The sequence below is a fragment of the Desulfomonile tiedjei DSM 6799 genome (assembly GCF_000266945.1).
GTDB lineage: Bacteria > Desulfobacterota > Desulfomonilia > Desulfomonilales > Desulfomonilaceae > Desulfomonile > Desulfomonile tiedjei.
Map to the genome: position 1 here is coordinate 1,201,425 of NC_018025.1, position 25,799 is coordinate 1,227,223.

20 protein-coding genes are annotated in these 25,799 nt (G+C 51.8%); 15 read left to right on the forward strand and 5 right to left on the reverse strand.

Annotated features, from left to right (window positions below; genetic code table 11):
* Positions 1–214: 214 nt before the first annotated feature.
* Positions 215–1,366: a mercury methylation corrinoid protein HgcA gene (hgcA, locus tag DESTI_RS05100; RefSeq protein ID WP_252989023.1), complete on the forward strand. Its 1,152-nt coding sequence runs from the start codon at positions 215–217 to the stop codon at positions 1,364–1,366.
* A gap of 12 nt (positions 1,367–1,378) precedes the next feature.
* Positions 1,379–1,714, forward strand: coding sequence for a mercury methylation ferredoxin HgcB (hgcB, locus tag DESTI_RS05105; RefSeq protein ID WP_014808894.1), 336 nt, complete (start codon positions 1,379–1,381; stop codon positions 1,712–1,714).
* Positions 1,715–1,774: 60 nt separating this feature from the next.
* Here hgcB and DESTI_RS05110 read toward each other — a convergent pair whose 3' ends face one another.
* Genes DESTI_RS05110 through DESTI_RS05125 form a run of 4 tightly spaced genes read right to left on the reverse strand, consistent with a single transcriptional unit; the run spans position 1,775 to position 6,022 of the window.
* Positions 1,775–2,323 carry a DsbA family oxidoreductase gene (locus DESTI_RS05110; RefSeq protein WP_083846624.1) on the reverse strand — a complete coding sequence of 183 codons (549 nt, stop codon included), beginning with the start codon at positions 2,321–2,323 and terminating at the stop codon, positions 1,775–1,777.
* 41 nt (positions 2,324–2,364) lie between these two features.
* The gene (locus DESTI_RS05115) at positions 2,365–3,348 is read right to left on the reverse strand and encodes a glycosyltransferase family 2 protein (protein WP_014808896.1); all 984 of its coding nucleotides are present in this window, start codon (positions 3,346–3,348) and stop codon (positions 2,365–2,367) included.
* Positions 3,345–4,784 carry a B12-binding domain-containing radical SAM protein gene (locus DESTI_RS05120; protein WP_014808897.1) on the reverse strand — a complete coding sequence of 480 codons (1,440 nt, stop codon included), beginning with the start codon at positions 4,782–4,784 and terminating at the stop codon, positions 3,345–3,347. The genes DESTI_RS05115 and DESTI_RS05120 overlap by 4 nt, the downstream gene beginning before the upstream one ends.
* Positions 4,781–6,022: a glycosyltransferase family 2 protein gene (locus DESTI_RS05125; RefSeq protein WP_014808898.1), complete on the reverse strand. Its 1,242-nt coding sequence runs from the start codon at positions 6,020–6,022 to the stop codon at positions 4,781–4,783. Before DESTI_RS05125 ends, DESTI_RS05120 begins: the two co-directional genes overlap by 4 nt.
* 754 nt (positions 6,023–6,776) lie before the next feature.
* On the opposite strand from DESTI_RS05125, the gene DESTI_RS05130 reads away from it, so the two are divergent.
* From DESTI_RS05130 to DESTI_RS05185, 13 genes are all read left to right on the forward strand, one after another.
* Positions 6,777–11,426, forward strand: a complete 4,650-nt coding sequence (locus DESTI_RS05130; RefSeq protein ID WP_014808899.1) for an ankyrin repeat domain-containing protein — start codon at positions 6,777–6,779, stop codon at positions 11,424–11,426.
* A gap of 738 nt (positions 11,427–12,164) precedes the next feature.
* The gene (locus DESTI_RS28460; RefSeq protein WP_014808900.1) at positions 12,165–12,830 is read left to right on the forward strand and encodes a TetR/AcrR family transcriptional regulator; all 666 of its coding nucleotides are present in this window, start codon (positions 12,165–12,167) and stop codon (positions 12,828–12,830) included.
* Between the two features lie 123 nt (positions 12,831–12,953).
* Positions 12,954–14,099, forward strand: a complete 1,146-nt coding sequence (locus DESTI_RS05140; RefSeq protein ID WP_014808901.1) for an efflux RND transporter periplasmic adaptor subunit — start codon at positions 12,954–12,956, stop codon at positions 14,097–14,099.
* On the forward strand, positions 14,096–17,266 hold the full coding sequence (locus tag DESTI_RS05145) for an efflux RND transporter permease subunit (RefSeq protein WP_014808902.1): 3,171 nt from the start codon (positions 14,096–14,098) through the stop codon (positions 17,264–17,266). Before DESTI_RS05140 ends, DESTI_RS05145 begins: the two co-directional genes overlap by 4 nt.
* Before the next feature lie 356 nt (positions 17,267–17,622).
* Positions 17,623–18,168, forward strand: a complete 546-nt coding sequence (locus DESTI_RS28465) for a YceD family protein (protein WP_014808903.1) — start codon at positions 17,623–17,625, stop codon at positions 18,166–18,168.
* A 166-nt stretch (positions 18,169–18,334) separates the two neighbouring features.
* The gene (gene rpmF, locus DESTI_RS29730) at positions 18,335–18,511 is read left to right on the forward strand and encodes a 50S ribosomal protein L32 (protein ID WP_014808904.1); all 177 of its coding nucleotides are present in this window, start codon (positions 18,335–18,337) and stop codon (positions 18,509–18,511) included.
* 15 nt (positions 18,512–18,526) lie between these two features.
* Entirely contained in the window at positions 18,527–19,489 is a 963-nt protein-coding gene (gene fabD, locus DESTI_RS05155; RefSeq protein ID WP_014808905.1) for an ACP S-malonyltransferase, read from the forward strand.
* Positions 19,486–20,244 carry a 3-oxoacyl-[acyl-carrier-protein] reductase gene (gene fabG / locus DESTI_RS05160; RefSeq protein ID WP_014808906.1) on the forward strand — a complete coding sequence of 253 codons (759 nt, stop codon included), beginning with the start codon at positions 19,486–19,488 and terminating at the stop codon, positions 20,242–20,244. The genes fabD and fabG overlap by 4 nt, the downstream gene beginning before the upstream one ends.
* A 96-nt stretch (positions 20,245–20,340) precedes the next feature.
* Positions 20,341–20,583: an acyl carrier protein gene (gene acpP, locus DESTI_RS05165; protein WP_014808907.1), complete on the forward strand. Its 243-nt coding sequence runs from the start codon at positions 20,341–20,343 to the stop codon at positions 20,581–20,583.
* A gap of 38 nt (positions 20,584–20,621) precedes the next feature.
* Positions 20,622–21,863 carry a beta-ketoacyl-ACP synthase II gene (gene fabF, locus DESTI_RS05170; protein ID WP_014808908.1) on the forward strand — a complete coding sequence of 414 codons (1,242 nt, stop codon included), beginning with the start codon at positions 20,622–20,624 and terminating at the stop codon, positions 21,861–21,863.
* Positions 21,860–22,297: a ribose 5-phosphate isomerase B gene (gene rpiB / locus DESTI_RS05175; RefSeq protein WP_014808909.1), complete on the forward strand. Its 438-nt coding sequence runs from the start codon at positions 21,860–21,862 to the stop codon at positions 22,295–22,297. The genes fabF and rpiB overlap by 4 nt, the downstream gene beginning before the upstream one ends.
* Before the next feature lie 67 nt (positions 22,298–22,364).
* On the forward strand, positions 22,365–23,627 hold the full coding sequence (gene glyA / locus DESTI_RS05180; protein WP_014808910.1) for a serine hydroxymethyltransferase: 1,263 nt from the start codon (positions 22,365–22,367) through the stop codon (positions 23,625–23,627).
* The gene (locus DESTI_RS05185) at positions 23,620–24,078 is read left to right on the forward strand and encodes a hypothetical protein (RefSeq protein WP_014808911.1); all 459 of its coding nucleotides are present in this window, start codon (positions 23,620–23,622) and stop codon (positions 24,076–24,078) included. The genes glyA and DESTI_RS05185 overlap by 8 nt, the downstream gene beginning before the upstream one ends.
* 1,155 nt (positions 24,079–25,233) lie before the next feature.
* Here DESTI_RS05185 and DESTI_RS05190 read toward each other — a convergent pair.
* A complete protein-coding gene (locus tag DESTI_RS05190; RefSeq protein ID WP_014808914.1) occupies positions 25,234–25,494 on the reverse strand; it encodes a hypothetical protein in 261 nt (86 codons plus the stop codon).
* Between the last annotated feature and the right edge of the window lie 305 nt (positions 25,495–25,799).

The following is a 25,799-nucleotide window of genomic DNA, read 5'->3' on the forward strand; positions in this document are numbered from 1 at the left end:
GCTTATACCTATTGCTTTTATAGACCCAATTTTGGCCGGCACGGAGGCACGGCCACTACTGGCTGATGGTAGGGTCCGGCGTCTCTGCAGAACCTTTCGGTTTTTGTCAAATTTATTGGCGAAATGGTGTTACGTGAAGACCGTCGGCCTGAACTTGTGCACTTATAAGCAATACTCTATAGTATAAGTGTCTATTATTCCCCAGGAGGGACTCATGACCACCTCTTTACCGGCAGAAAATCCATCGGGTCGACCGATTCCTCCACCTGCCCGCAGTTGTTGACCGCCCCGTCCCAAGACTCGGACGAGTCTTCCCGGGCTGGATCAACCGTTTGTTACCGGTGCTGTGGACACTTTTGCCGGAAAAATCCCGAAAGTATCTTCCGATCTGACTTTTACCGATAGATTCGGCACGTACAAGGCTCGATGGAAGATCGGTCGCATGAAGTTCGTCGTGGACCCCGGTTTGTATGCGCTCAACGATCCCGACGCTGCTTCTCCGGTGCTGGTGACCGCGAATTACAAGATGAGTTTCGATTCGTTGAGGTCGGCTCTTCCCGGCAGTTCAGCGTGGCTGCTCGTGCTGGATACCCAGGGAATAAATGTCTGGTGTGCAGCGGGGAAGGGGACCTTCGGGACGGACGAACTCGTGAATCGCATTGAGACAAGCGGGTTGACCAAAGTCGTATCACACAAACAATTGATTCTGCCGCAATTGGGTGCTCCTGGAATAGCAGCTCACAGAGTCAAGAAACTTTCAGGATTCAAAGTTGTTTACGGACCTGTGGACTCGTCGGATCTGCCTGAATTCATCGCTTCCGGGTTGGAAGCCACTCCGGAAATGCGCACCAAGACGTTTACTCTGCGGGAAAGGGCTGCGGTCATTCCCGTTGAACTGGTAAGCGCTTCGACAACAGCTCTGTATATAATTCCCGTGTTGCTGATCCTGAGCGCTTTTGGCGGGCCGTACGGCTACTGGACGAACATCACTCATTACGGGCTGGCTGCATCTGCGGGTCTCGTGGCTGCAATCATTGCAGGCACGGTTCTGTTTCCGCTTCTGCTTCCTTGGCTTCCGGGACGTGCCTTTTCCCTCAAGGGATTCGCTATCGGGATAGCGACCTCGTTGGTTTTCATCGCACTCAAAGCTACAATAACCGGAGAGTGGCCGAATACGCTTGAAGCAGGCGCTTGGATCTTGCTCATTACTGTTGTTGTGTCCTATTTGGGCATGAATTTTACCGGTTGTTCCACGTACACGTCGCTTTCTGGGGTCAAGAAAGAGATGAAATGGGCAGTGCCCTTCCAGATTGCAGGAATCGTAGCAGGGATAGCGCTGTGGGTCTCATCCGGATTTCTGGCCTGAAAGGAGATGCCGATGCGGAAACTCGTTTATTTGCATGATGTGGTGACTCTTAATCTCGATGAGACCCGCTGTTCCGGGTGCGGCATGTGCCTGCAGGTATGTCCTCATGGCGTCTTGGCAAAACACAACGGCAGCGTGGAAATCGTCAATCGGGATGCATGCATGGAATGCGGAGCATGTGCGAAGAATTGCCCTACTGCAGCACTTTCCGTTAAAACAGGAGTCGGATGCGCCACCGCAGTAATCAACTACGCGCTCGGGAGGAACTCTTCTTCCTGCTGCTGCGTCATCGAACCGGATGCCGAGAATTCAAACCAAGCGCCGACACAATCCTCCGGGTGTTGCTGAACCTGTGAGAAATTCCTCCGCACCTTCTTTCCAACTGCGAATGTGAATCGTCGATTCGGTCTATTTCTCCAATGACAGCAGCTTCTGCTTGAACACACTTATCGGCTGTGCACCGACCAGCTTTATTGAATCTTCAATGATAAACGTAGGCACTGCAGTGATCGTGTTCGCGACAGCGCTCCGGTGAGCTTCTTCCAGTCTGTCTTTATACATGCCGGTTTTCAGCGCATCCAGAAGCGAGCCGGCATCCATTCCGATCTCCTGCGCCCACGCAGCTAACAGGTCCACGTTTCCGATATCCTGCAGCTCTGTGAAATATGCATGAAAGACTCGTTCGTGAAACTCGTGGAATTTGCCGACGTCTTTCGCATATTCCGCGGCTTCCAGAGCGGACTGAGAATTACGCACCCTTTCGAGATGGGCAAAATGAATGCCGTAAGGCTCGCCTGCACGATTGAGGCTTTCGTATCGTTGGGTGAGATCTGCTCCCGGGAAGAGTGTCGTCAGAAGAATGCCTTCTTTCGGTGTTTCGGGTCGTAGTTGATACGCCAGCCATTCGTCTTCCAGGGAAAACTCTTTCTTCAACTCGTCGACAATACCCTTGCCGATATAACAGTACGGTCAAACGAAATCGGAATATATTCTGATTTTCATTCAGTAACTCCTGCCCGCTGTTCGGGTTGCGCTGCTTTTTTATTGATCCACCCTGAAAAGAAGCCCCAATTCCAGCATAGTATGGTGCCCAGAATGAGGCCTGTAAAGGTGAGACTTTTTGAAACCGATTCAGTTTTCCACAAAAACCATGCAAAGAATAGGGCTGGAAAGACAATCACAAGAAAGGCCGCTGCTGCTTCTCTGCAAAGTGCCGCAAGAAACCCCAAAAAACATACAATCAGCAACGGCGGAATATAGTGGAGCTTACGGAACAATCCGTACTTCATGACCAACGGCCATTGAGAGGCTCCGTATCTTAACATCATGCGACAAAAACCCCTGTACGTGGAGGGTCTGTAATGGAACACCACTGCTGACGGGTTGTACATGAGTTTGTGGCCCTTTCGGACTATCTTCAAATCCAGTTCGACATCTTCCCCGGGCCAGAGCGATTCGTCAAATCCGCCAACGTCCAAGAGGACTTGTTTTCGATACATTGAGTTACAGGAAGGGTTGTGCTCGGTTTCTCTGAGTTGTGCATCGGTCTTTATATATCCAGTGATAAAACCTATGGATTTAAGAAACTCCTGGACAATTCTGCCCGTCTCCGTTTCATCATCGGGACTTTTTTGATCTCCGCCCGTGCCGGCAATGCGAGGGTCCGCAAACGGAACTTCGAGTTCCTTGAGCCACCGAGCGTCCACCAGGCAATCACCATCCGTGAAAGCCACAAATTCGCCCCTTGCTGCGGTGATGCCGATATTCCGCGCGCGGGAAGGGCCTCCTCTTGATAGACGAATTAGCCGTACCTCGGAATATCGATCGCACAGTTCAGGAGTTCCGTCTGTGGAACCATCATCCACGATGATGATTTCAAGACTGTCGTGATCGAGAAGCAAGAGCGATTCAATGCATTTTTCGATCGTCTTTCGGCTGTTGTACACCGGAATAACGATGGAAACTCTGGGTTCTCCTGTCATGTGGCCCGTCTCTCGTTCCAGAGATAAGAGAGAAAATTCCTGGCGCCCCGCAGTTTTCGATAAAGATCGGACATGCTCCGTGTCTGGAACAGAAACTTCAGCATGTAAGACGGGCGAAAATAGAACTTCTTGAGCCCCTCATCCACCGCTTGTTTCACTCTATCTCTGCTGAGGCCCGGATAATCCACCACTGCTGCTTGTTCACCGTCTTCGAGCCACAAATCCCATTGCTCTGTCTTTAAGAGACCGTTTTCTTTGCAGTAGTCGAAATATCGCGTTCCCGGAAACGGAACCGCCCCGGAAAACTGCACAGTGTGCAGACCCAATCCAAGGGCCATATCGATAGTCTTCCCGATCGAATCTTCCGTCTCACCAGGTAAGCCGATGACAAAACACCCATGCACATCCAGTTTGGTTTTGTGAGCGAGCTCCATGAATCGGCGGGCATCATCGACACTCTCTCTTTTTTGCATGTGCGTGAGCACGTTCGAGTCACCGGATTCGAACCCTACCAGCAGCTCCCTGCATCCCGCAGCTTTCAGAATGCGAAACAGCTCCTCATCAGCAGTGTCGGTCCTGGCATTTACGGAAAATTTTACTTTGAGCCCCCGTTTCACAATTTCTTCGCATATGGCAACGGCATTTGATTTGATCAGTGTGAAGGTGTCGTCTTCGAAGAAGAATTCTCCTCCCTGCACGACTTTCGGACACAGTGCAATATCTCGCTCCATCTCGTCCACAACGTTTTCAGGAGATCTCAGCCGGACCTTACGGCCGTGCATTACCTGGGGCCAGAGACAAAACGTGCAGGAATGCGGACATCCTCGACCGGAAAAGATATCCACGTACGGGTAGAGCTTTGAGCCGTCGAAGTATCGCAGGAGGTCCAAATGATGCCATGCAGGAAACGGCAAGGAGTCCAAATCTTCTATGAGAGGTCTGAATACGGTGCGTTTGGGCTTGCCTCGATCCAGGAAACAAATGCCATTGACGGTTTCTAGGTGAGGGTAGTTCTTTACCACGTCCAGGACGGTGTAGTCGTATTCTCCTATGCAAATAGCATCCACAGCACCGTCTGCAAGCTCGATCGTTTCTTCCGGGCGAGCCGACGCATGGGGACCCACCATGAGAACCGTAGCACCTGCCTCTTTGCACATGCGGGCGCATTCGATATCGGAATATATGGAAGGCGTGGTTGAATCCAGAACCACAAAATCAGGGCGTTGTTCGTTCACCAGCCGCCGGAGTCGATCCTTGTCCCAATCCCGGGCAGGGAAGTCGAAGAGTTTGACCGGTATTCCTTCGCGTTCCAGCACTGCGGTTGCGTAGGCGAGCCAGTCCGGAGCACGCAACACTCTCCCTCGGGTTCGAGCAGCCCACCTCTGGGTTCTGTTAAAATCCTTTACGTATGGCTCATTTATGATGAAGACGCTCACGGAGTATCCTGACCGTCCGCCTTGGTTTCAACCGATCTGACCAGAGATAAATGTCTTTGGGGCGGTTTCTCTGCAGCCTCTTTCTTGGACATGCTGATTCTGAACATCCCCAGAAAAAAGGAAGAGAACACGACCTGGAACCCAAGCGCAATTACGGTTGTGGCGACGAAAACCGCATGGGTCGAGCCGAGATTGCCTCTGTCACGTGCGAGCCAGGTTGCCAGAATGGCAGAATCCGCGAGCAATCCTATCCAAATCATGGCAGCGCCAATGACGATTCCAGCCTCAAGGGTGAACCAGTTCATGAGATTGCTGAATATTCTTCCGCTCATCTCGAAGGATTCGTTCATTGCGAAGGCCTTCGCGAAAGCCCCGAGGGAGAGAACCTGAAATCCTAGCAGAGAGAAAAGACATCCCAGTGCCAACCAGTGAACCCCAAAATATTGACCCCACAGCGTGACCGGACCGAAGAGCAGTAACGCCTGAAAAAGGACTCCTAACAGAAACAGGGCGCTTCCGGGAATTACGTACAGATAATCCGGGGCATAAAACAAGAGCAATCGGAGCGTGCGCCACCCGTCTCTGAACGATCTCAGATGAGGGGGTCTCGACCGGCCGTCCGGGTGGAGAGTAATGGGAATTTCCGTGATGCGCATCTGCTTGTTGGAAGCTTTGATGATCATCTCGATGGCGAATTCCATCCCATCCGCCTGCAAGTGCATCCGGTCGAACGCAGCTCGTGAGAATCCCCGCATTCCGCAGTATGCATCCGATGCGCCGGTCCGAAAAAACAGGTTCATGGTTCCGGAAAGAAATGGATTTCCGAAGTACTGATGCAGAGGAGGCATCGCGGAAGGAAGAATGGTACCCTTCAGTCGGGTTCCCATGACGAGATCGTAGCCTTCTCGCAGTTTTTCTATGAACGGGCCCAACCCGCTCCAATCGTACGAATCGTCGGAATCCGCCATGATGCAGTACTTGCCATGAGATGCATAAATGGCCGCTTTCAATGCCGAACCGTAGCCTTTGCGGTTTTCGGGAATCACCCGGGCACCGAGCGACTTGGCTATGAGCACAGACCTGTCGGTCGACCCATTGTCACCTATGACCACCTCGCCTTTGACTCCCAAGGCGGCAAAGCACGCCAAGGCCTTTTCTATACAACGCCCGATGGTCTCCTCTTCATTGAGGCACGGCATGACCGCGGAAACTTCGATTTCCGTATCGGGAAAGAGCATGAGAAAGCTCCGAATTCGTAGACAACGTCATTTGATTTCGCATCTTAGTCAGTTCCGAGCAGAGTCCCTGTGGTTCCGGCTGTTTTGATAGGCCTGGAGCGGAGTATCACAAGACATGCCGCACGGAAACGCTTTATGCGAAATCACTTGCAAGACTGCATCTTTATACCTGTTTTGGGCCCTGGAATCAATAATGAAGAACTAGACGGGTATTGAGCAATAAATGAGAGCCCTTTCACCGAGTCCTCGGATTCTACCTGGAATTCTCATACCATTCTTTTCGAATGTTTTCATATGATGAGCCGGATATTCACCTGTTGACACGCAGTATACTCTTGATACAAATAAATACATATTTTAGATGAAGGGTGCATTAAGGTAAGGACCACACTGAATGTTGACGACAATCTGCTTAAATAGGCATGCGAATTAACAGGGATTAGAGAAAAAACCACATTGGTGAAACTTGGACCTGAAGCTCTGATAGCCAGAGAAAGTGTAAGAGGCTGGTACAATCTGGCGGGACAGGAAAGCAATTGAAAGCCATCCCAAGATGACGAATCACGGAGCAGTGGAGGTGGTCCTTGTGGACACATCAGTGTGGCGAACCTGTGCCATGCGGAGCCCAGGGTGACACGATGGGCTGCGGACTTGATCCCGACTGAATGGTGGGACGGTGAGAGGAGCATTTTGGATTCAGACAAGCTATGTGGCCTATTCAGACCACCGGTCTTGTTCTTTTGGGGAGGTTACCGTGAAAATAAGATTTCAGCCGAAGATAGCCCTTATGGTAGTGTGCGCCTTCTTTTTCTGTTTAACTGCCGCCAATTGCGTCGCGAGTGAATCGGCCACAAAAGCAAAGGCTGCTAAAAACCCTTATCCGTACATCATAAATACACTGCCTGTAGATGGGTACGTCAAAAAACTGATAATCCCGAAAAGTTCTCCCAATTTCCTCTATGCACTGGTTCGGAATGACGGGGGCCCTAAACCTACTGACAAAACTGGTCTGTATATTTTTGACATTTCTGATGTGACCAAAATCGGCCAAATCACATTTTTTCCCGTAACCAGTCCGATAGGAATGGACATGAGTCCCGACGAGAAAACCCTGTTTTTGTACAGTACGTATTTTCAAGGGCAGGATCCGAAAGGTTGGTACGGTGTTATTGCATTGGATATTAACAACCCAAAAGCATTGCGAGAGGTTGGAAGAGTTGAGCTGGATATTCTAAAGGCTCGTCTTTCTGCTGATGGTAAATATCTCTTCGTTTCAGAACGATACCTCACGAAGAAGAATGCAGAACGGTCTATTTTTCACATCTTTCAGGTATTTCATGATAGTGGTCCTAAACTGCTCGCAAGCGTCAAGGACCCGAAAAGGTACTCTACACCCGCATATGAATTTTACCCACTTCCCGACGGCAAACACTTGCTGGTTCAAAATGTGCATAAGAATTTAACGGTCTTTGATATTTCCAATCCGTTGAGTCCAAAAGTGGAGTTAGAGAGAGAAAGTCACATAGGGGACCCCAAGGCTATTCTGCCCAACGGAATTCTTCTCTTGACTGATGAACGGGCCGAAATCTTAGGAAAATTCTTCCCGAAAACTGAGAGATTGGGTGCATTGCAAGGCAACTATTCTGGTGCAGAAGTGACTTTTGTCAGCGACGAGACAATCTATCTTTCTACAGTGGACAATGCACTCCATATTATCGATGTAAGTGACCCGAAATCTCCGAAGGCCATATCCGAATACGTTATGCCCCAGTATATAAGTTCAGCCGCACCGGCACGAAACAGCAACATTGTTTTTGTAGGACTGAATGGATCAATTATGGTGATCGATCCCGACAAAGCGGTCGTCACCTCCGCGCGACTTCGCGCCGCGCATGCTGATGCTTTGAGGCAGTATCACCACAAGGACGTCAAGCAAGACTATGAAAAAACTAGAATCGCAATCAATCTTCTTGAAGCTGCCGGTATCAGAACAGCCGTCAAAGAGCGGCCCCGGGGACTTTCCGATAAGGCATTCGCGAGTATCCTGAACGACTATGGATTCTTCCTGGAAAAAGTATTTCGAATGGCGGAAGCGATTGAGATCTACAAGAAGGCGATCACATTGGACCCGACACGCTCAGTGGCGTACCTGAATCTTGGCGGATGTTTACAGAACCAGTTGCCAGTGGTTGAATCGTTTCAGGAAAAAATTGAACTAACGAAGGAAATAAAGCACGCTTACCTGCAATACAAAAGACTTAAAGGAAAGTCCACACCCGCAATCGATTCCTTTCTCAGCCTTAATATCGTCGATCATCCCATTGATAATTTCTGCGAATACGTGGCGGCCTACGCCAATCAAGGGCGGCTCGGTGAGATATTTGGCTCGGGTAATTCAGTTTTGAAGTCCGATGAAAGTGGAACTATGCACGTAGAGATCGAGTACGGAGGCACCGCACATATTCCTTGGGTCAGCTTGACGGACAACAGCACAAATAAGGGGATTTCAGAGGCTGACGATGGGAATGAAATGGCCGAAGAAGATGGAAATGATGACAATTCATGGACACAGAGAATTGAATTAGTCCCGTTCTCCGATGGGCATCATTTGCTGTATCATAACTATAAGGAATATTTAGTCCGTTCGTCACCTGTTGGTGCGGCACGAAACAAAGGAAATGCCTGCCGCTTTTCTGTGCATGTCACAGAATCGTTCGATAAGAAATCAGTCGACACTGAATTATGTAAACGTATACAGGCTTCGTCGCCTGAATATATCCGTTTCGATCAGCCTCATTCGATCACAAATGAGATGATTGGTAAGAGCGGCTTTTCAGAAACGGGCGTGGGTAAAGCAGGAAAAATAGACTTCGACAACGATGGAAAAGAAGAGACTCTCGTCGAACTCCTATATGCAAGTGGCGCCGGACCGGGTTGTGGATATGATTTCTTTGATTTGTTGAACGCTGAAGAAGACGGATTCTCCAATTCAAAGAAAAGGCAACTATTGCACGAATTACAGGGAATCCGACTCAATGAACGACACCCTGTTCCTCACTGTCAGGGCAATGTCACCGGATGGTTCCGATATAACGGCATTACGTATTACGAAACCAAGTATCCGGGAGAACAGCCGGAATATGAAGGACAAGAATTCCATACTGTCTCGTACATAAAGAATGGGAAGATACATAGGGTCTGCGAAGCATCTTTCAGAGTCCGAATCGAAGGTGAGTATCGGCAAGAAGCGATACAGAATCGGTCGAGAGAATCCCAGGCTGACCTCTCATTGAATGAACGATTGATGCGTGCCGCCGGACAGCATCGTTTGGAAGCGGTGAAGAACCTGCTGGCACAAGGTGCGGACGTGAATGCAAAGTGGGAGGACGGCCGAACAGTCCTCATGCAGGCCGTGCTGTCGACAAATCTCGAACTTGTGAGATTTCTCCTCGATAAGGGAGCTGACGTCAATGCAACAGACCAATCCGGAACGGCCCTGATGTATGCTGCCGAGCGAGGACAATTTGAAATCATGAAAGTCCTCCTCGATAAGGGAGCTGACGTCAATGCCAGAGGTAACAGCGGCATTACGGCTCTCATATACGCTGCAAGGTCGCGAAATGTCGAAGCGGTAAAACTCCTTATTGACAAGGGCGCTGACGTGAAGGCCAAGACCGAATCGGATGAAACGGCCTTTCTTAGCGCTGCCGCCTTAGGAAATCTCGAACTTGTGAAACTCCTCGTTGATAAGGGGGCGAATATACATGACGAGGGCGCATACGGTGGCACGGCCCTCATGTCCGCTGCGTTCCAGGGAAACCTGGAGCTCATGAAATTCCTCGTCGATAAGGGCGTGGACGTGAGAACCAAGAACCAAAAGGGCGACACTGCGCTCATGAGTGCTGTCGTGAGGACCAACTTCGAAGTCCTCCAGTTCCTCATCGATAGAGGTGTAGATGTCAATGCAATGAACAAATACGGAGACACGGCCCTCATGGTGGCTGCCGCGCGGGGACGTATCGAAGTCGTCAAACTCCTGATCTACAAGGGAGCCGATGTCAATGCGATGGGCAGACTCGGGCAAACGCCACTTCTGAAAGCTACCGAAGGGAATCGTCTCGATATCATGAAGCTCCTGATCGACAAAGGAGCTCAGGTCAAAGGCAATATCGGCGCTCCGGTCCTGATAGAGGCTGTCAGAAAGAACAATCTGGATCTCATTAAATTCCTTCTGAATCATGGAGCCGACGTTAATGCCAAAGATCGAAGAGACCAGGGAGTCATCCTGAACGCAACCGTCGAGATCCGCATTGGTGGCGGAGCCGATCCAGATGACGCGACCGACGGAGGCAAGACTGCTCTGATGACCGCTGCTTCGGCGGGAAACCTTGAACTCATCACATTCCTCATCGATCAGGGGGCTGACGTGTATGCCAAAGACCTTTACGGTGGGACGGTCCTCATGTACGCCGCGTCCCAATCAAACATCGAAGTCTTGAAGTTCTTCATCGACAAGGGCCTCGACGTCAAAAGCAAGAACAACAAGGGCGATACCACGCTCATGTCTGCCGCGTCCGGGGGAAACCTGGAAGTCATGAAGTTCCTCGTCGATAATGGCGTGGATGTCAATGCAGCAAACAAGAACGGCGACACAGCGCTCACGGCCCACGCATCGCAGCAAAACCTCGACGTCTTTCAATTCCTGATCGATAGAGGGGCCGATGTGAATGCAAAAAGTAAAGACGGCACAACGGTCCTCATGCGCGTTTCCACGGGTGGAAATCTCCGAGCCGTGAAGTTCCTCATTAGTAAGGGAGCCGATGTAAATGCAGTGGGCAGGCACGGCGAAACGGCACTTCTGTTCGCCACCATGACAGATCGTCTCGAGATTATGAAATTCCTCGTCGACAAGGGAGCTGACGTCAATATCAAAGGAAATAACAGCTACACGCCTTTAATGGAGGCTGCCAGAAATGGACATCTCGAAGCCGTGAAGTTCCTCATCGACAAGGGAGCAGACGTCAATGCGAGAGACGAGCGAGGGCGAATGGTCATCCGGAAGTCTGGTATGTCGATGGAAATTCCTTTCGACGGAGGAACCGATCTCGATGCCAGGACAATGGTAGGAAGCACAGCCCTCATGGCCGCAGTGGAATCAGGAAATCTCGAAGTGGTGAAGGTCCTTATCGCCAATGGGGCCGATCTCAACGTCAGGTGCAGGCACGGCGAAACGGCTCTGGGCCTTGCCTCCGCCCGTAACAAGCCCGAAATTGTCCAATACTTGGAGGCTCATGGCGCAAAACCGTCAGATGAATCTCCTCGCTCGAATCCTCATGGCGCGAAGCCATCAGGCGCACCTCCGCCGCTCCCCCCGATAGAGGGGACGAAGCTCCTCTCAAGATGAAAGCGACTATTTCAGATGTTCTTGAACAGTTGCCGTGGGAATTCTGGGGACATCATGCTTAATTCTGGAACTCCTATCCAATCCTTCCGGGCTAGGATTCCGGAATCGGACGGGGATCTACAGGGGTCGAGCTTGCGTCTCGAGAGAAAGTCATCATTTCCCAGAGACCTGCCGGTGAGCGAAGCGAACCGCGAACGTTTTGCCAGAGTGTCTGAATGACTGTCATTGCGAGCGAAGCGAAGCAATCGCCTGAAATTAAGCGCCTGAGTGCCAGGCGATTGCCACGTCGCTGCGCTCCTCGCAATGACAACGATTAAGTTAGTGCTGAATCGTGGATTCCTAGCTGTTCGCGGACGTTTTCCGTCAACATGGGTCGGCAGAGACGCCGACCTCCACCAGGAAAGTTGAAAGTGGATGCTCTTATTTTAACGCCTATCCCCCTACCCCCCCCTTTATTAAAGGGGGAATTGCAGGTGCCTTCTTCACCCCCCTTTCATAAAGGGGGGAAGGGGGGATTTTTCCCACGAATAACTGAATCGATACTTACCAGGTAACCTCTCAGTTTTGCGCGAGGATATAGATGGCCACGTGGCAAAGATCCTCTGCCGGGGACTCTCGTCGCAGATAGCGTTACAAAAATTTCGTTAGTGCTCCAAAATTTCCACCGGGCACCCTTGACCTTCCCCCATACATGACTTATGGTCATAAAAGACTTGAAGTCATGAGTAGGGGAAGCCTATGGACAATGCTCTTCATCATGCAAATTCGGAGAATTCGCCGTCATGCGGAAAACCGCCCAACAGACGCGAGAAGCGACGAACCGAAACACGCGAACGGATCGTACAGCAGGCTTTAAGGCTTTTCTCCGAACGCGGGGTCATGGCGACTACCGTAGAAGATATTACCAATGCGGCTGATGTCGGCAAAGGGACGTTCTTTAACTATTTTCCCAGTAAAGAAGACATCCTCACCTATCTGTGCCAGTCACAGATGGGAAAGATCAAGGAATTTGTTTCGAAAGCAATTCATTCTACGGAATCAATGGATCAAGTGCTGTATAGACTTGCCTCGATAATTACCGAGGAATTTGCCGACTGTCCAGCGCTGGCACGGAGCCTTCTTGTGCCGTTCTTTGCGAGTGACTCCGCGCGTCAGCGAATGGCAGCCGATTTGAAAAAAGACAGGAAGATGCTTGCAGGTGTCATGGCCGCGAGACAAAAACGCGGCGAGATCCGAGACGATTTGACACCGACTGAATTAGCGCTTCAGTTCCAGCGGGCGCTTTTTGGCACGACTGTCCTGTGGTCGCTGGACCCGTCAAAACCTTTACCCGATTGTCTGAAGGAAATGTCGGATGTCTTATGGTCGGGTATAAGATCTCAGACGAGCAGACAAAATCAATGATACGAGGCACCATCGTCTGAGACGAGACAATTTGGTGTTGGTCCCCATTGTCAGAGAATTCAGAACCAACAATGAAATTCCCTCTCGCGAAGGGTTCATAACGTATGAGCGGAGTATCATCGCATGAAAACACGTTCTGTTAAGGCACTGGTTGTCGTCTGCCTCTTGGCCATTGTGCTGGTGGGCTGTGACAAGAAGCCTCAGTCAGGGTTCGACCGGCCGCCCGCGCCCGTGTCGGTTGTCTCGGCAGTCACGCAGGACGTGCCCGTCTACCTCGACGGGATCGGCAAAACTGTCGCCAGAGAGGTGGTCTCCATCCAACCGCAGGTTTCCGGCCGCATCACCAAAATCCACTTCACCGACGGCGCGGACCTCAAGACCGGCGACCTGCTTTTTACTATCGATCCTCGGCCGTACGAAGCTCAACTCGCCTCGGCCGAAGGCACTCTTGCGGAGAAAAAAGCGCAGTTGGAACTCGCCAAAATCCAGTTCAACCGCTACGCCGACCTGCTCAAGACGAACTCCGTGTCGCAGCAGGAATACGACCAGAGGAAAAACACGCTCGATGTGGCACAGGCCCAGGTGCGACAGAGCGAGGCTGCCGTTGAGACAGCGCGGCTCAATCTGGATTACTGCTCCATCCGCTCACCGATTGACGGTCGAGCAGGACAGAGGCTCGTGGATATCGGGAACGTCGTGGCAGCGAACACAGGCTCGCTCCTGGTCATTGAGCGGTTGGACCCCATCTACGCGGATTTCACAATTGCAGAGACAGACCTTACGGCTGTGCAACGGAACATGCGGCAAGGAACGCTCAAGGTGGAAGTGCGCTTGCCTGACGAGCCCACCAGACCGAGAGACGGGAAGCTTACGTTTCTGGACAATGCCGTTCAGGAAGGTACGGGGACGGTTAAGCTGCGGTCAACGATTGCCAACAGCGATCACTACTTCTGGCCTGGTCGATTCGTCAAGGTTCGGCTTGTGTTGAGCACCTTGAAAGAGGCTGTGCTCGTGCCGGCAGACGCACCTCAAATGTCCGCAAAAGGCGAATTTGTGTACGTAATTAAACAGGATTCCACTGCCGAGCTGCGGCCGGTGAAATTGGGCCAACGTCAAGACGAGTTGGTTGTGGTCGAGCAAGGTCTCAAACCCGATGAGCGAGTAGTAGTCAGCGGCCAGATCGCGGTAACGCCCGGGGCCCAGGTACACGTTCAGGAGTCTCGCTCCGTGCAGACCCGGCCGGCAGGCAACAAGGAGAACGAGTCATGAACCTCTCGGAGCCTTTCATTCGCCGACCGGTTATGACTGCAGTCTTGACGGTCTCAGTGATTTTTTTCGGCGTGCTTAGCTATCTACGACTCCCGGTGAACGACCTTCCGGCCGTTGATTACCCGGTTATTCAGGTTGAGGTGAATTATCCGGGAGCTAGTCCGGACACAATGGCTAACAACATTGCCACGCCTCTGGAACGGGCGTTCATGCAGATTCCAGGACTGGAACTCGTGACATCCAAGAGTTCCCAGGGACACACGAGCCTCACCCTTCAGTTTGTGCTGGAAAAGAGCATAGATGCCGCGGCTACGGACGTGCAGACTGCTATCACTCAGGCTACGGGCAACCTGCCCGTGGACCTGCCTTCGCCACCGACTTTCTCCAAAACCAACCCAAACGACCAGCCGATCCTGTACATCGCGCTCACCAGTGACTCGGTGACTCGAGGCCAGCTCTACGACTACGCGAGTACCCAGGTCGGTCAGCGGATTAGCATTTTGCCGGGTGTGAGCCGAGCGATCGTGTACGGCACGAAGAGCGCGGTCCGTGTCAAGGCGGATCCATCCAAAATGTGGGCACGAAGCATATCCGTGGATGATGTGACTGCCGCGGTCAGAAATGGCACATCGTACGTCGGCGCCGGGCAGTTCGACGATGCAGCGGGCACGGCGTTGTTGCGCCCGCGAGGCCAACTGGAACACGCCCAAGAGTACGGTGATCTTATCGTTGCCACCAGGAACGGCGCTCCGGTGTACCTCCGCGATGTGGCCCAAGTGAAGGACTCCGTCCAGGACGAGCGGATAAACATGCGGTTCTGGCTGCGAGGCTACCCTCTTCCGTCAGCCACCGTGGTCGTCGCTGTCTTCCGTCAAGCCGGGTCCAATGCAGTAGAGGTAGCGAAGAGCATCCGCGATTTGCTTCCGGTGATCAGCCAAGAACTCCCGGGCTCGGTGCGTGTCACGACGATTTACGACCGTTCGCAGACGATTGTCAACAGCGTCCGGGACGTGCAAGAGACGCTCGTGATCGCGTTTGTTCTGGTGGTGATCGTAATCTTCCTGTTTCTTGGGCGAGCCACAGATACTCTGATTCCCGTCGTGGCGCTACCATTGTCGCTTCTGCTTACTTTTGTTGTGATGCACGCGCTCGGGTACAGCCTCGACAACTTGTCGCTCATGGCCCTTACCCTGGCAATCGGGTTTCTCGTTGACGATGCGATCGTGTTCCTGGAGAACACGGTACGTCGTATGGAGCACGGGGAGAAGGCGCTGGAGGCGGCCATCAACGGCGCCCGGGAAATCAGCTTCACAATTCTCTCGATGACCATCTCGTTGGCGGCAGTATTCATCCCTTTGGTCTTCATGTCCGGACTGATGGGTCGCGTATTTCGTGAGTTCGCCATCACGATCGTGGTTGCCATCTTTGCTTCCGGTCTTGTGTCGCTGACGCTCACACCGCTCATGTCCGCAAGGCTGCTTAAAGACCGGGGGCCCGGCGCCAAGAGAACATGGATGGAACGGGTCATCGGTGGCGCGGAGAAAAAGGTTCTCGCCGCTTATGGCAGGTCGCTTTGGTGGTTCTTGCGGCGGCGGTGGATCTCTGCATTGATCTGGGGCGTCTGCCTCGTCGGTACGATATGGCTTTTCATGCTCATCCCAAAGACGTTCCTACCAACCGGTGATAGCAGCTTCATCTGGGGCGTGATGATCGCCCGGGAGGGCTCATCGCCCGAGCAGATGTATCGCCTTCAGGATCAAGCCGACGAGATCCTCAGCGAGGACCCTGCTGTCAACGCCACTTTCACCATGACGGGCAACAATCAGTTTCTGTCATCCAACCAAGGATTGCTGCTCGCGTTCCTCAATCCACCCAATGAGCGTGCGCCCATCCAGGCTGTCGCGGGGCAATTGATGGGAAAATTAGGCGCTATTCCCGGCGTATTCCCCTTCTTGCGTCCCTTCCCTGTGTTGGAGATCAGCACAGGCGCCACAAACCGGAATCAGGGGCAGTATGCATTCTCCCTGTCCGGGGTGAACGCCGGTCAAGTGTACGAGGTGGCCGGAAAGCTTATGGGGAAGCTGAGAGAGTATCAGGGGTTTCAGACCATCTCGTGGGACTACTTCAACAACACGCCCAACGTGGACATCGACATCCGTCGCGATCAGGCCAGAACGTACGGAGTCTCGGAGGCGCGGATTCTTGGTCTTCTGCGGAATGCGTACTCCCAAAACTATCTGTACCTGATCAAGAAGCCCGAAGACCAGTACCAAGTCATTCTAGAGGTCAAAGACGCCGAACGGTCGAAACCCGAAGACCTTTCGCTCTTGTATATCAAGTCCGATGACGGTCGGAATATGGTGCCGCTCAATGCCCTGGTCACGTGGAAGACTACGCTTGGCCCCCAGGCTGTGAACCACCTGAATCAATTTCCGAGTGTTACGTTTTACTTCAACCTCAAGCCGGGGGTTGCAATGGGTGAGGCCACCGATTTCGTCGCCAAGACAGCGGCAGAGATCGTGCCGCCGACCATGCGTGCCAACTTACAGGGCGAGGCCCTGACTTTCAGAGACACGGTCAAGGATTTGACAGTCCTCATGGGTTTGGCTGTGTTTGTGATGTACGTGATACTTGCCATCCTCTACGAGAGCTACGTCCACCCGCTCACGGTGCTTTCGACCCTTCCCACTGCCCTGGTAGGCGGGTTAGTGACCTTGCTCCTGTTTGGAGAGCAGGCGTCCCTCTATGCATTCGTGGGTATGTTCATGCTGATGGGGATCGTCAAAAAAAACGGGATCATGATCGTCGACTTCGCGCGCCAGCGGGTAGAGGCCGGTGAACCGGCCGAAAAAGCTATCCACGACGCGAGCATGGACCGATTCCGTCCTATCATCATGACGACCCTCGCTGCGGTCATTGGCGCCATCCCCATCGCGGTGGGCTTCGGCGCTGATGCGGCATCTCGCCGGCCGCTCGGGCTGGTGATCGTAGGCGGCCTCGTCGTGTCTCAGTTCATCACTCTGTACATTACACCAGTGATCTACCTGTACCTGGAAGAGTTCCAGGAGAAGGTGCTGGATCGCACGTCCTTCTTCCGGTCGGGGCATTCACGGGTCCTTCCGGAACCGTTGCACCAATCACAGCTCGGAGTGCGGAGCACAGACTGAGCGATATACTGTAGAGCAAATTTCTACCGAAACGGTCAATGCTCGGAAAGAAGATTCATGTGTTGTAGGAAATGGCTCTTTTCAGATGCACCGTGCCAAATTTGTCTTCGTCATCATAGGCGCAGACAAGGAGAGTGGAGCCGTCTTTCAACTTTTTGTAAACCTCTTCGGCTGTAATGCGTTCCGGTTCTGACTAATTGTCTTAGTCGCCACATCCCCAGAGATAGCACTCCTACAAGCACATTATCTTTGTCAACGACCAAAATACGATGGATCGTTAAACCGTTAAGCGAACTTTCGCCTTGACTGAATTTCCAAGATGGTATATTTTAATTGTTTCTCTTGAGGTTGGAGCTATGAAGATCAAAATTGAAGAACTTAACGATAAAGATTTAGAATTAAGCTTCTCAGGCCAGGAGAACGTTCTCTCACTCGCCCTGCAAAAATTGCCTCAAAAGGAGGCCCTCAGCCTGGATCCCCGAATTGCGGGTAACGTGAAGCTGACCAGGAGCGGAAAAGAAATATTCCTCACGGGCTCGGTTCGAGGCATATTGCATCTCCAGTGCTCACGCTGTATCAAGGATTTCGATTTGGACAAGGAGATCGACCTGAGCCTCGTCCTGACAACGGAATCCGGATCTTATGCGGAGGAGCATGAGATTCTGGAAGCAGAAGGTGACGAACTCATCATCCAGGGATCTGAAATAGATCTCGGGGAGATTATCGTTAACGAATTCATGCTGAGCATCCCCATGAAACCTTTGTGCACGCCGGATTGCCCGGGTTTGTGCCCGACGTGCGGCGAAATACAAGGATCGGAAAAATGCAAGTGTTCCAAGGAACAGCGCGTTGACCCGAGATGGGAAGCGCTCGCAAAACTGAAAGATAAAACTGCGGATTAAAGGAATCCCGATAGGGAATCCTGACCCCGCAAACCGCACCAGCCAAGCCAAAAAAAGCTCGAGACAGATCTAAAGATATTGAGTTCGAGTCAAGGCCGGTGTATATCTAGAAGATTGTGAATAGAGACGGTCTTCACTCGACTATGTATTCTGCAAAGGATTTGTCATGCCAGTACCAAAGAAGCGGGTCTCGCGGACGAGGCGAGACAAACGGCGCACTCACAAAAAACTGACTCCTGTCAATCTGGTTCAGTGTCCGGAGTGTTCTCAGGCGATGATGCCGCACAGAATCTGCCCGGGCTGCGGTTTCTACAAGGGCAGAACCGTCATAGAAATGGAATAGTAAGCGACTGGTGCTATGCAATCTGTAGCCGTACAGGAATTCAGATCGGTCGCACTTCTGTTTCCGGGGCAAGGATCGCAATTTGCCGGAATGGCACAGGATCTCATTCGAGAGAGTCCGGAAGCGCGTGAACTCCTGGAACGTGCAGACGATATTCTTGGTTATTCCCTGAGCCGTGTCATGGCGGGCGATCTCGGAGACGAGCTGAACAGAACCGTTCACACGCAGCCTGCCGTATTTGTGCATTCCATGGCCCTCCTGGCCGCTTTGCGAAGTCGATACACCTTTGCGCCTATTGTGGCGGCGGGGCATTCTCTTGGAGAATATTCCGCTCTCTGCGCAGCGGGTGTTCTGGAATTCGGTGAGGCGCTCGACATCATTCGCGTCCGCGCAGAGGGAATGGATAACGCGCAACCACTCGGAACCTGTGCCATGGCCGCGCTTATAGGTCCCTCTCGGGATGATGCCAAGAAGATCGTCGACGCGCACAGAGGAGGGCAGGTGCTTGAGGCGGCCAATTTCAATGCGCCCGACCAAACTGTCATTTCCGGTCATGTGGAAGCGGTGAACCGAGTTCTCGAAGCAGTGAAAGAGGAAAGAAGAACCCGAGCGGTTATGCTCCCTGTCTCTTCGGCATTCCATACCAGTCTGATGGAGCCCGCGAGAGAAGCATTGAAAGAGCGCCTTCAAAAGGTGTCTCCTGCCAATGCCGCTTTTCCTGTGGTTGCGAACGTGAACGCCGATTTCTATCCTGATTCCGGCAACAGCATTAAAGATCTTCTCACGGAACAGGTTATTCGCCCGGTTCTTTGGGAAGATTGTGTTCGCACGATGCAGCGATCCGGCGCGAGTCTTTTCATCGAGATAGGGCCGGGAAAGGTTCTGACCGGACTGATGAAACGAATCGACAGGAAAGCTCCTGCAATGAGCATCTCGGATCTTGAAACCCTTCGAGCATTGGAGGCCCCTCCGCAATGATCCCGGAGTTGATTTCCCTCCATGGACAAACTGCACTCGTAACAGGAGGCTCACGCGGAATCGGCAGCGCTATAGCGCTTGAGTTGGCTCGAGCCGGGGCTTATGTCATTATCAACTACCGGACTGATGAGGCTTCCGCAAATCTGGTGGCTGAGAAAATACGGCATTCCGGAGGTCAGGCGACTGTTAAAGGATTTGACGTAAGCGATCCTCAGGCAGTTGACCGGGCAATAGCGGAAACAGTGCAGGAGCGAAACGGAATCGACATACTCGTGAGCAACGCGGGGATCACCCGGGACGGGCTCATAGGGCGCATGAAGGATACCGATTGGAATGAGGTCGTGTCTACGAATCTCAGCGGTGTATTTTACCTGTGCCGCAGTGTGAGCAAGAACATGATCCGCAGGAGAAAAGGCCGGATTATAACTATTTCGTCCACCGCGGGAGAGGCGGGAAATCCCGGTCAGGCAAACTATTCGGCGGCAAAAGCGGGACTTATCGGATTCACTAAAGCACTGGCACGGGAACTGGCTCCGCGGAATATTCTTGTGAACTCCGTTTCACCGGGTATAATCGCCGGCGGCATGACCGATCAGCTCACTGAAGATCAAATGGAGGCAATCCGCTCGCATGTCCCACTGCGCCGGACTGGGAAGCCGGAAGACGTAGCTGCAGCGGTTCTGTTCCTATGCTCGGGAATGTCTGAATACATAACCGGTCAAGTGATTCGGGTAAATGGCGGGCTGTATATGTGACATGGGGAAGCGGGGAGGGCATTCCGGGAATTCAGACCCTTCCACCTCTCTAGGAGCAGCCTGGAAAAAGACTGTGATTTGTCTGGAGGAATACACATGGACGATATCGAAAGCAGAGTAGTAGAACTCGTTGCTGAAGTTCTCGTGGACGTCAATAAAGAAAATATTCAGCTCAGCTCGAAAATCGTGGAAGATCTGGGAGCCGAGTCGCTGGACATCTACGATATGATAGCGCTTCTGGAAGATGAATTCGGGATGGAAATAACCGATGAACAGGTAGAGAAGATTCAAACCGTTCAGGACGTCGCTGATTTCATCAGACAGCAAAAGGCTTCGTAGGCCGACATATTTTACCTATTTTCTCCTGCGGAGGAACCGTGCCGCACAAAGTCGTCGTAACCGGGATGGGAATGGTCACCTGCCTTGGAACGGGAGTTCAGGCAAACTGGGAGGCTGTGCTCAACAGCCGATCCGGAATAGGGCCGATTACACTTTTTGACGCCGGCCTCTTCGCTACTCGCATAGCCGGAGAGGTTCGGGGGGATTTTGACGTTCGCGGACATGTTCCTGCCAAAGAACTGCGGAGAATGGACAGATACCAGCAGTTCTGTCTGGTGGCCGCAGGCGAAGCGATGGAGCAATCCGGGCTTCCTATGCCACCGGAAGACCCGTTTCGATGCGCAATCGTGGTCGGGTCGGGAATGGGTGGACTGTTTACCATTGAAAGCGGCGTATTGGCCTATCATGCCAAAGGTCCGAAAGGCGTACATCCCTTGCTTATTCCCAAGGCGGTTATCAATCTTGCTCCGGGAATGTTGTCCATGAGATATGGCTTCAGGGGGGCGAATTTCGGCCTGGTAAATGCCTGTACTTCCGGCACTTCGGCTATTGGCGAGGGTTTCAGAATCGTTCGGGAAGGACGTGCCGACGTAGTAATTGCAGGAGGCACCGAGGCTGTGGTCACTCCCTTGTCCATTGCGGCTTTCAATGCTCTCAGGGCGTTATCCACGCGCAATGACAATCCTGAGGCAGCATCGAGACCCTTCGATCGAGACAGGGATGGGTTCGTGATATCTGAAGGTGCCGGCATTCTCGTTTTAGAATCCGAAGAACACGCCCGACGTCGCGGAGCAGAGATTCACGGGGAAATAATGGGATATGGAGCTACAGGGGATGCTTATCATTTCGTAATGCCGGACCCGGAAGGCGAGGGCGCTTACAGGGCCATGAAGATGGCCTTGGAAGATGCGGAAATCGATCCCGGTGAAATCGGGTATATTAATGCTCACGGAACATCAACCGATCTCAACGACAAAATGGAAACTCTGGCAATCAAGAAACTTTTCCGTGAGGCAGCATACACGGTGAGTATAAGTTCTACCAAGTCCATGACAGGTCACTTGATCGGAGCGGCAGGTGCTGTTGAAGCAATCTACTCTCTGATGGCTTTAAAGACCGGGAATATACCTCCGACTATCAATCTTGAAAATCCCGATCCGGAATGCGACCTTGACTATACTCCGCATAAATCCATAACCAGGCAGTTGGAATATACTCTTTCCAACAGTTTCGCATTTGGAGGACAAAATGCGAGCCTGGTGTTCAGGCGTGTATCATGACAGAGATGATTCTCATAGGATCGGACCATGCAGGATTCGCTTTGAAGACCTTGGTCCGGCAGTATCTTTCTGACCGGGGAATTCAGGTTAAAGACGTGGGGTGTGAAGGCGAGCAGTCCTGCGATTATCCCGTATTCGCTAAAAACCTCTGCGAGCGAATTCTCGCGGGGGAGGCCGGGCGTGGTATACTGATCTGCGGCACAGGTCTCGGCATGTCCGTTGCTGCAAACCGCTTTGAAGGCATTCGAGCGGCACTGTGCACAACGGAATTCCATGCTCGCATGAGTCGTGCTCATAACGATTCCAACGTATTGGTCCTGGGTGGGCGAGTTACCGGTTCGGAACTGGCCCTGGCCATTTTGAAGGAGTGGCTGGACACGCCTTTCGAAGGCGGGCGCCACAACAGAAGAATAAATCTTATCGATAATTGCTGACTTATTGTCTTTGGATAAGGGTTAAGGAAAAGGAGAATGCATCTTTGCTCTCCAGAATAGGGACAACATGACCGCGCTGCAGCAAACAGATCCGGAAATCTACAAGCTATTGGCCTGCGAGAGGGAAAGGCAAGAGAACCGCCTTGAGTTAATCGCTTCCGAAAATTTCACTTCCCCTGCCGTTATGGAAGCACAGGGTAGTATTTTTACAAACAAGTATGCAGAAGGCTATCCCGGAAAGCGCTATTACGGGGGCTGTGTCCATGCCGATGTGGTTGAAGAACTGGCGAGAACCCGCGGACGGGCTCTTTTCGGTTGCGATCACATAAACGTTCAGCCTCATTCGGGAACGCAAGCGAACATGGCGGTGTACTTTACCGCGATGAAGCCGGGCGACGCGTATCTCGGGATGAATCTCGCTCATGGCGGCCATCTTTCCATGGGACATCCGAAGAATTTCTCCGGGATCATCTATCACGTCATTCCTTACGCGGTTCGTGCCGATGACCACAGGATAGATTACGATCAGGTCCGAGACCTGGCACGCAAACATAAGCCGCGCATGATTATCGCAGGCGCCAGCGCATACCCGCGAATAATACGGTACGATCTCTTTGCCGAGATTGCAGCCGAGGTCGGTGCAATTCTCATGGCCGACATAGCTCATGTGGCCGGACTGGTTGCCGCGGGACAGCATCCTTCACCGTTTCCCCATGCGGATTTCGTCACCACCACCACGCACAAGACACTTCGTGGACCCCGCGGCGGACTCGTGATGTGCAAGCAGCAATATGCTGCGGCTCTTGATTCCTGTATTTTCCCGGGAATGCAAGGCGGGCCGCTTATGCATGTGATTGCGGCAAAAGCGGTTGCCCTGGGTGAAGCCATGACGCAGCAGTTCAAGGAATATCAGGCGCGGGTGGTTCAAAACGCAAAGGCACTGGCTTCCGGTCTTCTGGAAGAGGGCTTTCGATTAATCTCCGGCGGCACTGACAATCACCTCGTTTTAATCGACCTGACCGACAAGGGTATTAATGGAGCCCAGGCACAGGAATATCTGGAGAGCGCCGGGATCACAGTCAACAAGAACTCTATTCCATTCGATCCACTGCCTCCGGGAAAAGCTTCCGGAATCAGGATAGGGACTCCTGCAGTGACCACCCGAAATATGGGCGTAGAGGAAATGCGTCTCATTGCCGGCATGATCTCCAAGGTGTTGACCCAATACGCGAATGAGGACGTTGTTACCCGCACCCGCAACGAAGTCCTTGAATTGTGCCGCCAATTCCCTTTGTATCCTCAAAACGGAAATGGAATTCTTCATGGGTGATAGCAAATTTTTAGCCCGATGTTTTCCCCTCAGACGGTTCGATCCGGATTTTCCGCTTGCCTTATGGTTCGCGGGACTCTGGTTTTACCTGAAGAGCTTCTTGTACGTATGTTACGTTTACATGCTCGGCACGGAACCAGCCCCCTACGATCGCTGGACCTGGATTGAGATCGGCTATTTTGCAGGAGCATTTATTCCGGCACTCTTGCTGGGATACGCGATGTGGAATGAGAAGAAAAATCTCGTCTGGGTCGCAGTGCTTTTCCTGCTTATCGATACGCCTCTTCTCGTGTTTCACGTAATGAAACTCGGTGAGGCAGGATTCCTGGAATCGGGACTGACCAAGTTTCTCGAGTTGGGCAGTCTTGGCCTGAATTTTATGGCCCTGGGCTGGCTCATCGGATATCTCACCACGAAAAATACTAAAGCCTCCCGGAGAGGCTCTGTCTGATACCTATTCACTTTCAAAGAAGTAATTCTCGAGGAACCTTTTTTGTAATTGTAAAAAAGGTTCCTCAAACTCCTCCAAAAAACTTTTAACACTTGTTTAAATCACGGTTTTTCCATCGAAAAACCGTGACTTAAACCAAATGCTAAAAGTTCTTGGGAAGGGGCTTGGGGAAACACTTCTTACCAAGAAGGGTTTCCCCGGTATTTACTGCTTGAAAGTGAATAGGTATCAGAGATGTCGGGAAACACAGTTTTCTCGACATGTTCTTTGTCGAAAATCACATCGTTAACGAGAGCCACCCGAACGAATCTCATCGAATAGTCTCCTCTCTCTGAGAGAAACCGGATTTTTCTGTCTTCTTGCCGCGTAGGTACAATTTTCTCCCGACGAAGCGATGTTTCGTAATTTTATGTTGACAAATTAGTCATATGTTGATATGTTATCTCCAGAACTTAAAGAAACACATTAACAACGAGAACTTCAACACTCCTTTATTTACCTCCTAACGCCGGGTCTGATGCGAACCCGGCTATTTTTTTGGGAGGAGGCTGGAGATTAGAGTCAGTGCCAAAACTTCTGTCGTTCATCCCTCGTGTGAATTACAGGATTGGTAGGAACCGGCGTCCCGAAAGTGTCTCAAAAGTCCAAATTTATCTCAGATCGTGGCACAAATTTCTCATTATCTTTTCTGCCTGAGTGTAGGGGCGGACCTGTAAGCCCGCCCAAATGAGGGCAGACACACAGGTCTGCCCCTACTCGGATGGATAATCGTGGCACGATTTGTTCTGCATTCGAGAATTTTGAGACAGTTTCTCTCTGCCGGTCCATTCTATCGATATCATTGATCATATTGAAGATGTGCCGGCATGGAGGCACGGCACCCACCAATACTCCTAATCTTCAACTGGTCACTAATTTTGGGAACTGCTATAGCGCGGAAAAAGTGAGTGTCATTCGAGTTGCTGAGGAATAGTTGCGGGTGCCGGAAGAATGTGGAAGAAAAAGCCAGGGAACTGCTGAAAAACTGGAAAGGGCTTCAGGCAAACCTGTACAAAACGAATTGATGGAGGGTTCGCAGACAAGTTGAAACGGGTACATTGAACGCGATAAACGCGTTTACATCATTTCTCTGATCCTGCTGGACCGGGTAAAAGACTACGGGTGTGCCCTGTGAGGTGGGGGCGGCATGGTTCCCAGAGTGGCGGGTTTGGGATTCACTATGCCATCGATGATGCGGACCGGGATCATGAGAACCATATAAGGCAGATACAGTACGCTGGCCCGCAGAGAATTCTCTTCGTGAACAAGCGCCGACCAGTACGAACTGTCGGAGACTTCCGGATTAGCTGCATAAGAGCTGACCGGAGAAACACTCATCATGAAGCAGACAATCAAGACAATTCCTAAACGAGCCATTTCCGTCCACCTGAAATTTTGAATAAAATTCTCATACTGAGCGGCTGATGTCAACCAAAATCGGACGCGTGGAGGAAGACTCTCCGTCACCGGAGTCTATGATGAATTGCCCCGAAGGGGCAATCCTATGGTAGCCGTGGGTGTCAACCCACGGAGAGGATGCGCAAAACCGATGCTCTTACAGGACCCTGAAAGGGTCTTCCAGAAGATCGCAATACTTGCTTCTTCGGGTTTCTTCGGGCGACCCCGTCAGGGTCGTTTCATTCGGTGCTGAGACGTAATGCTCCACGGGTTTGCGAAACTGT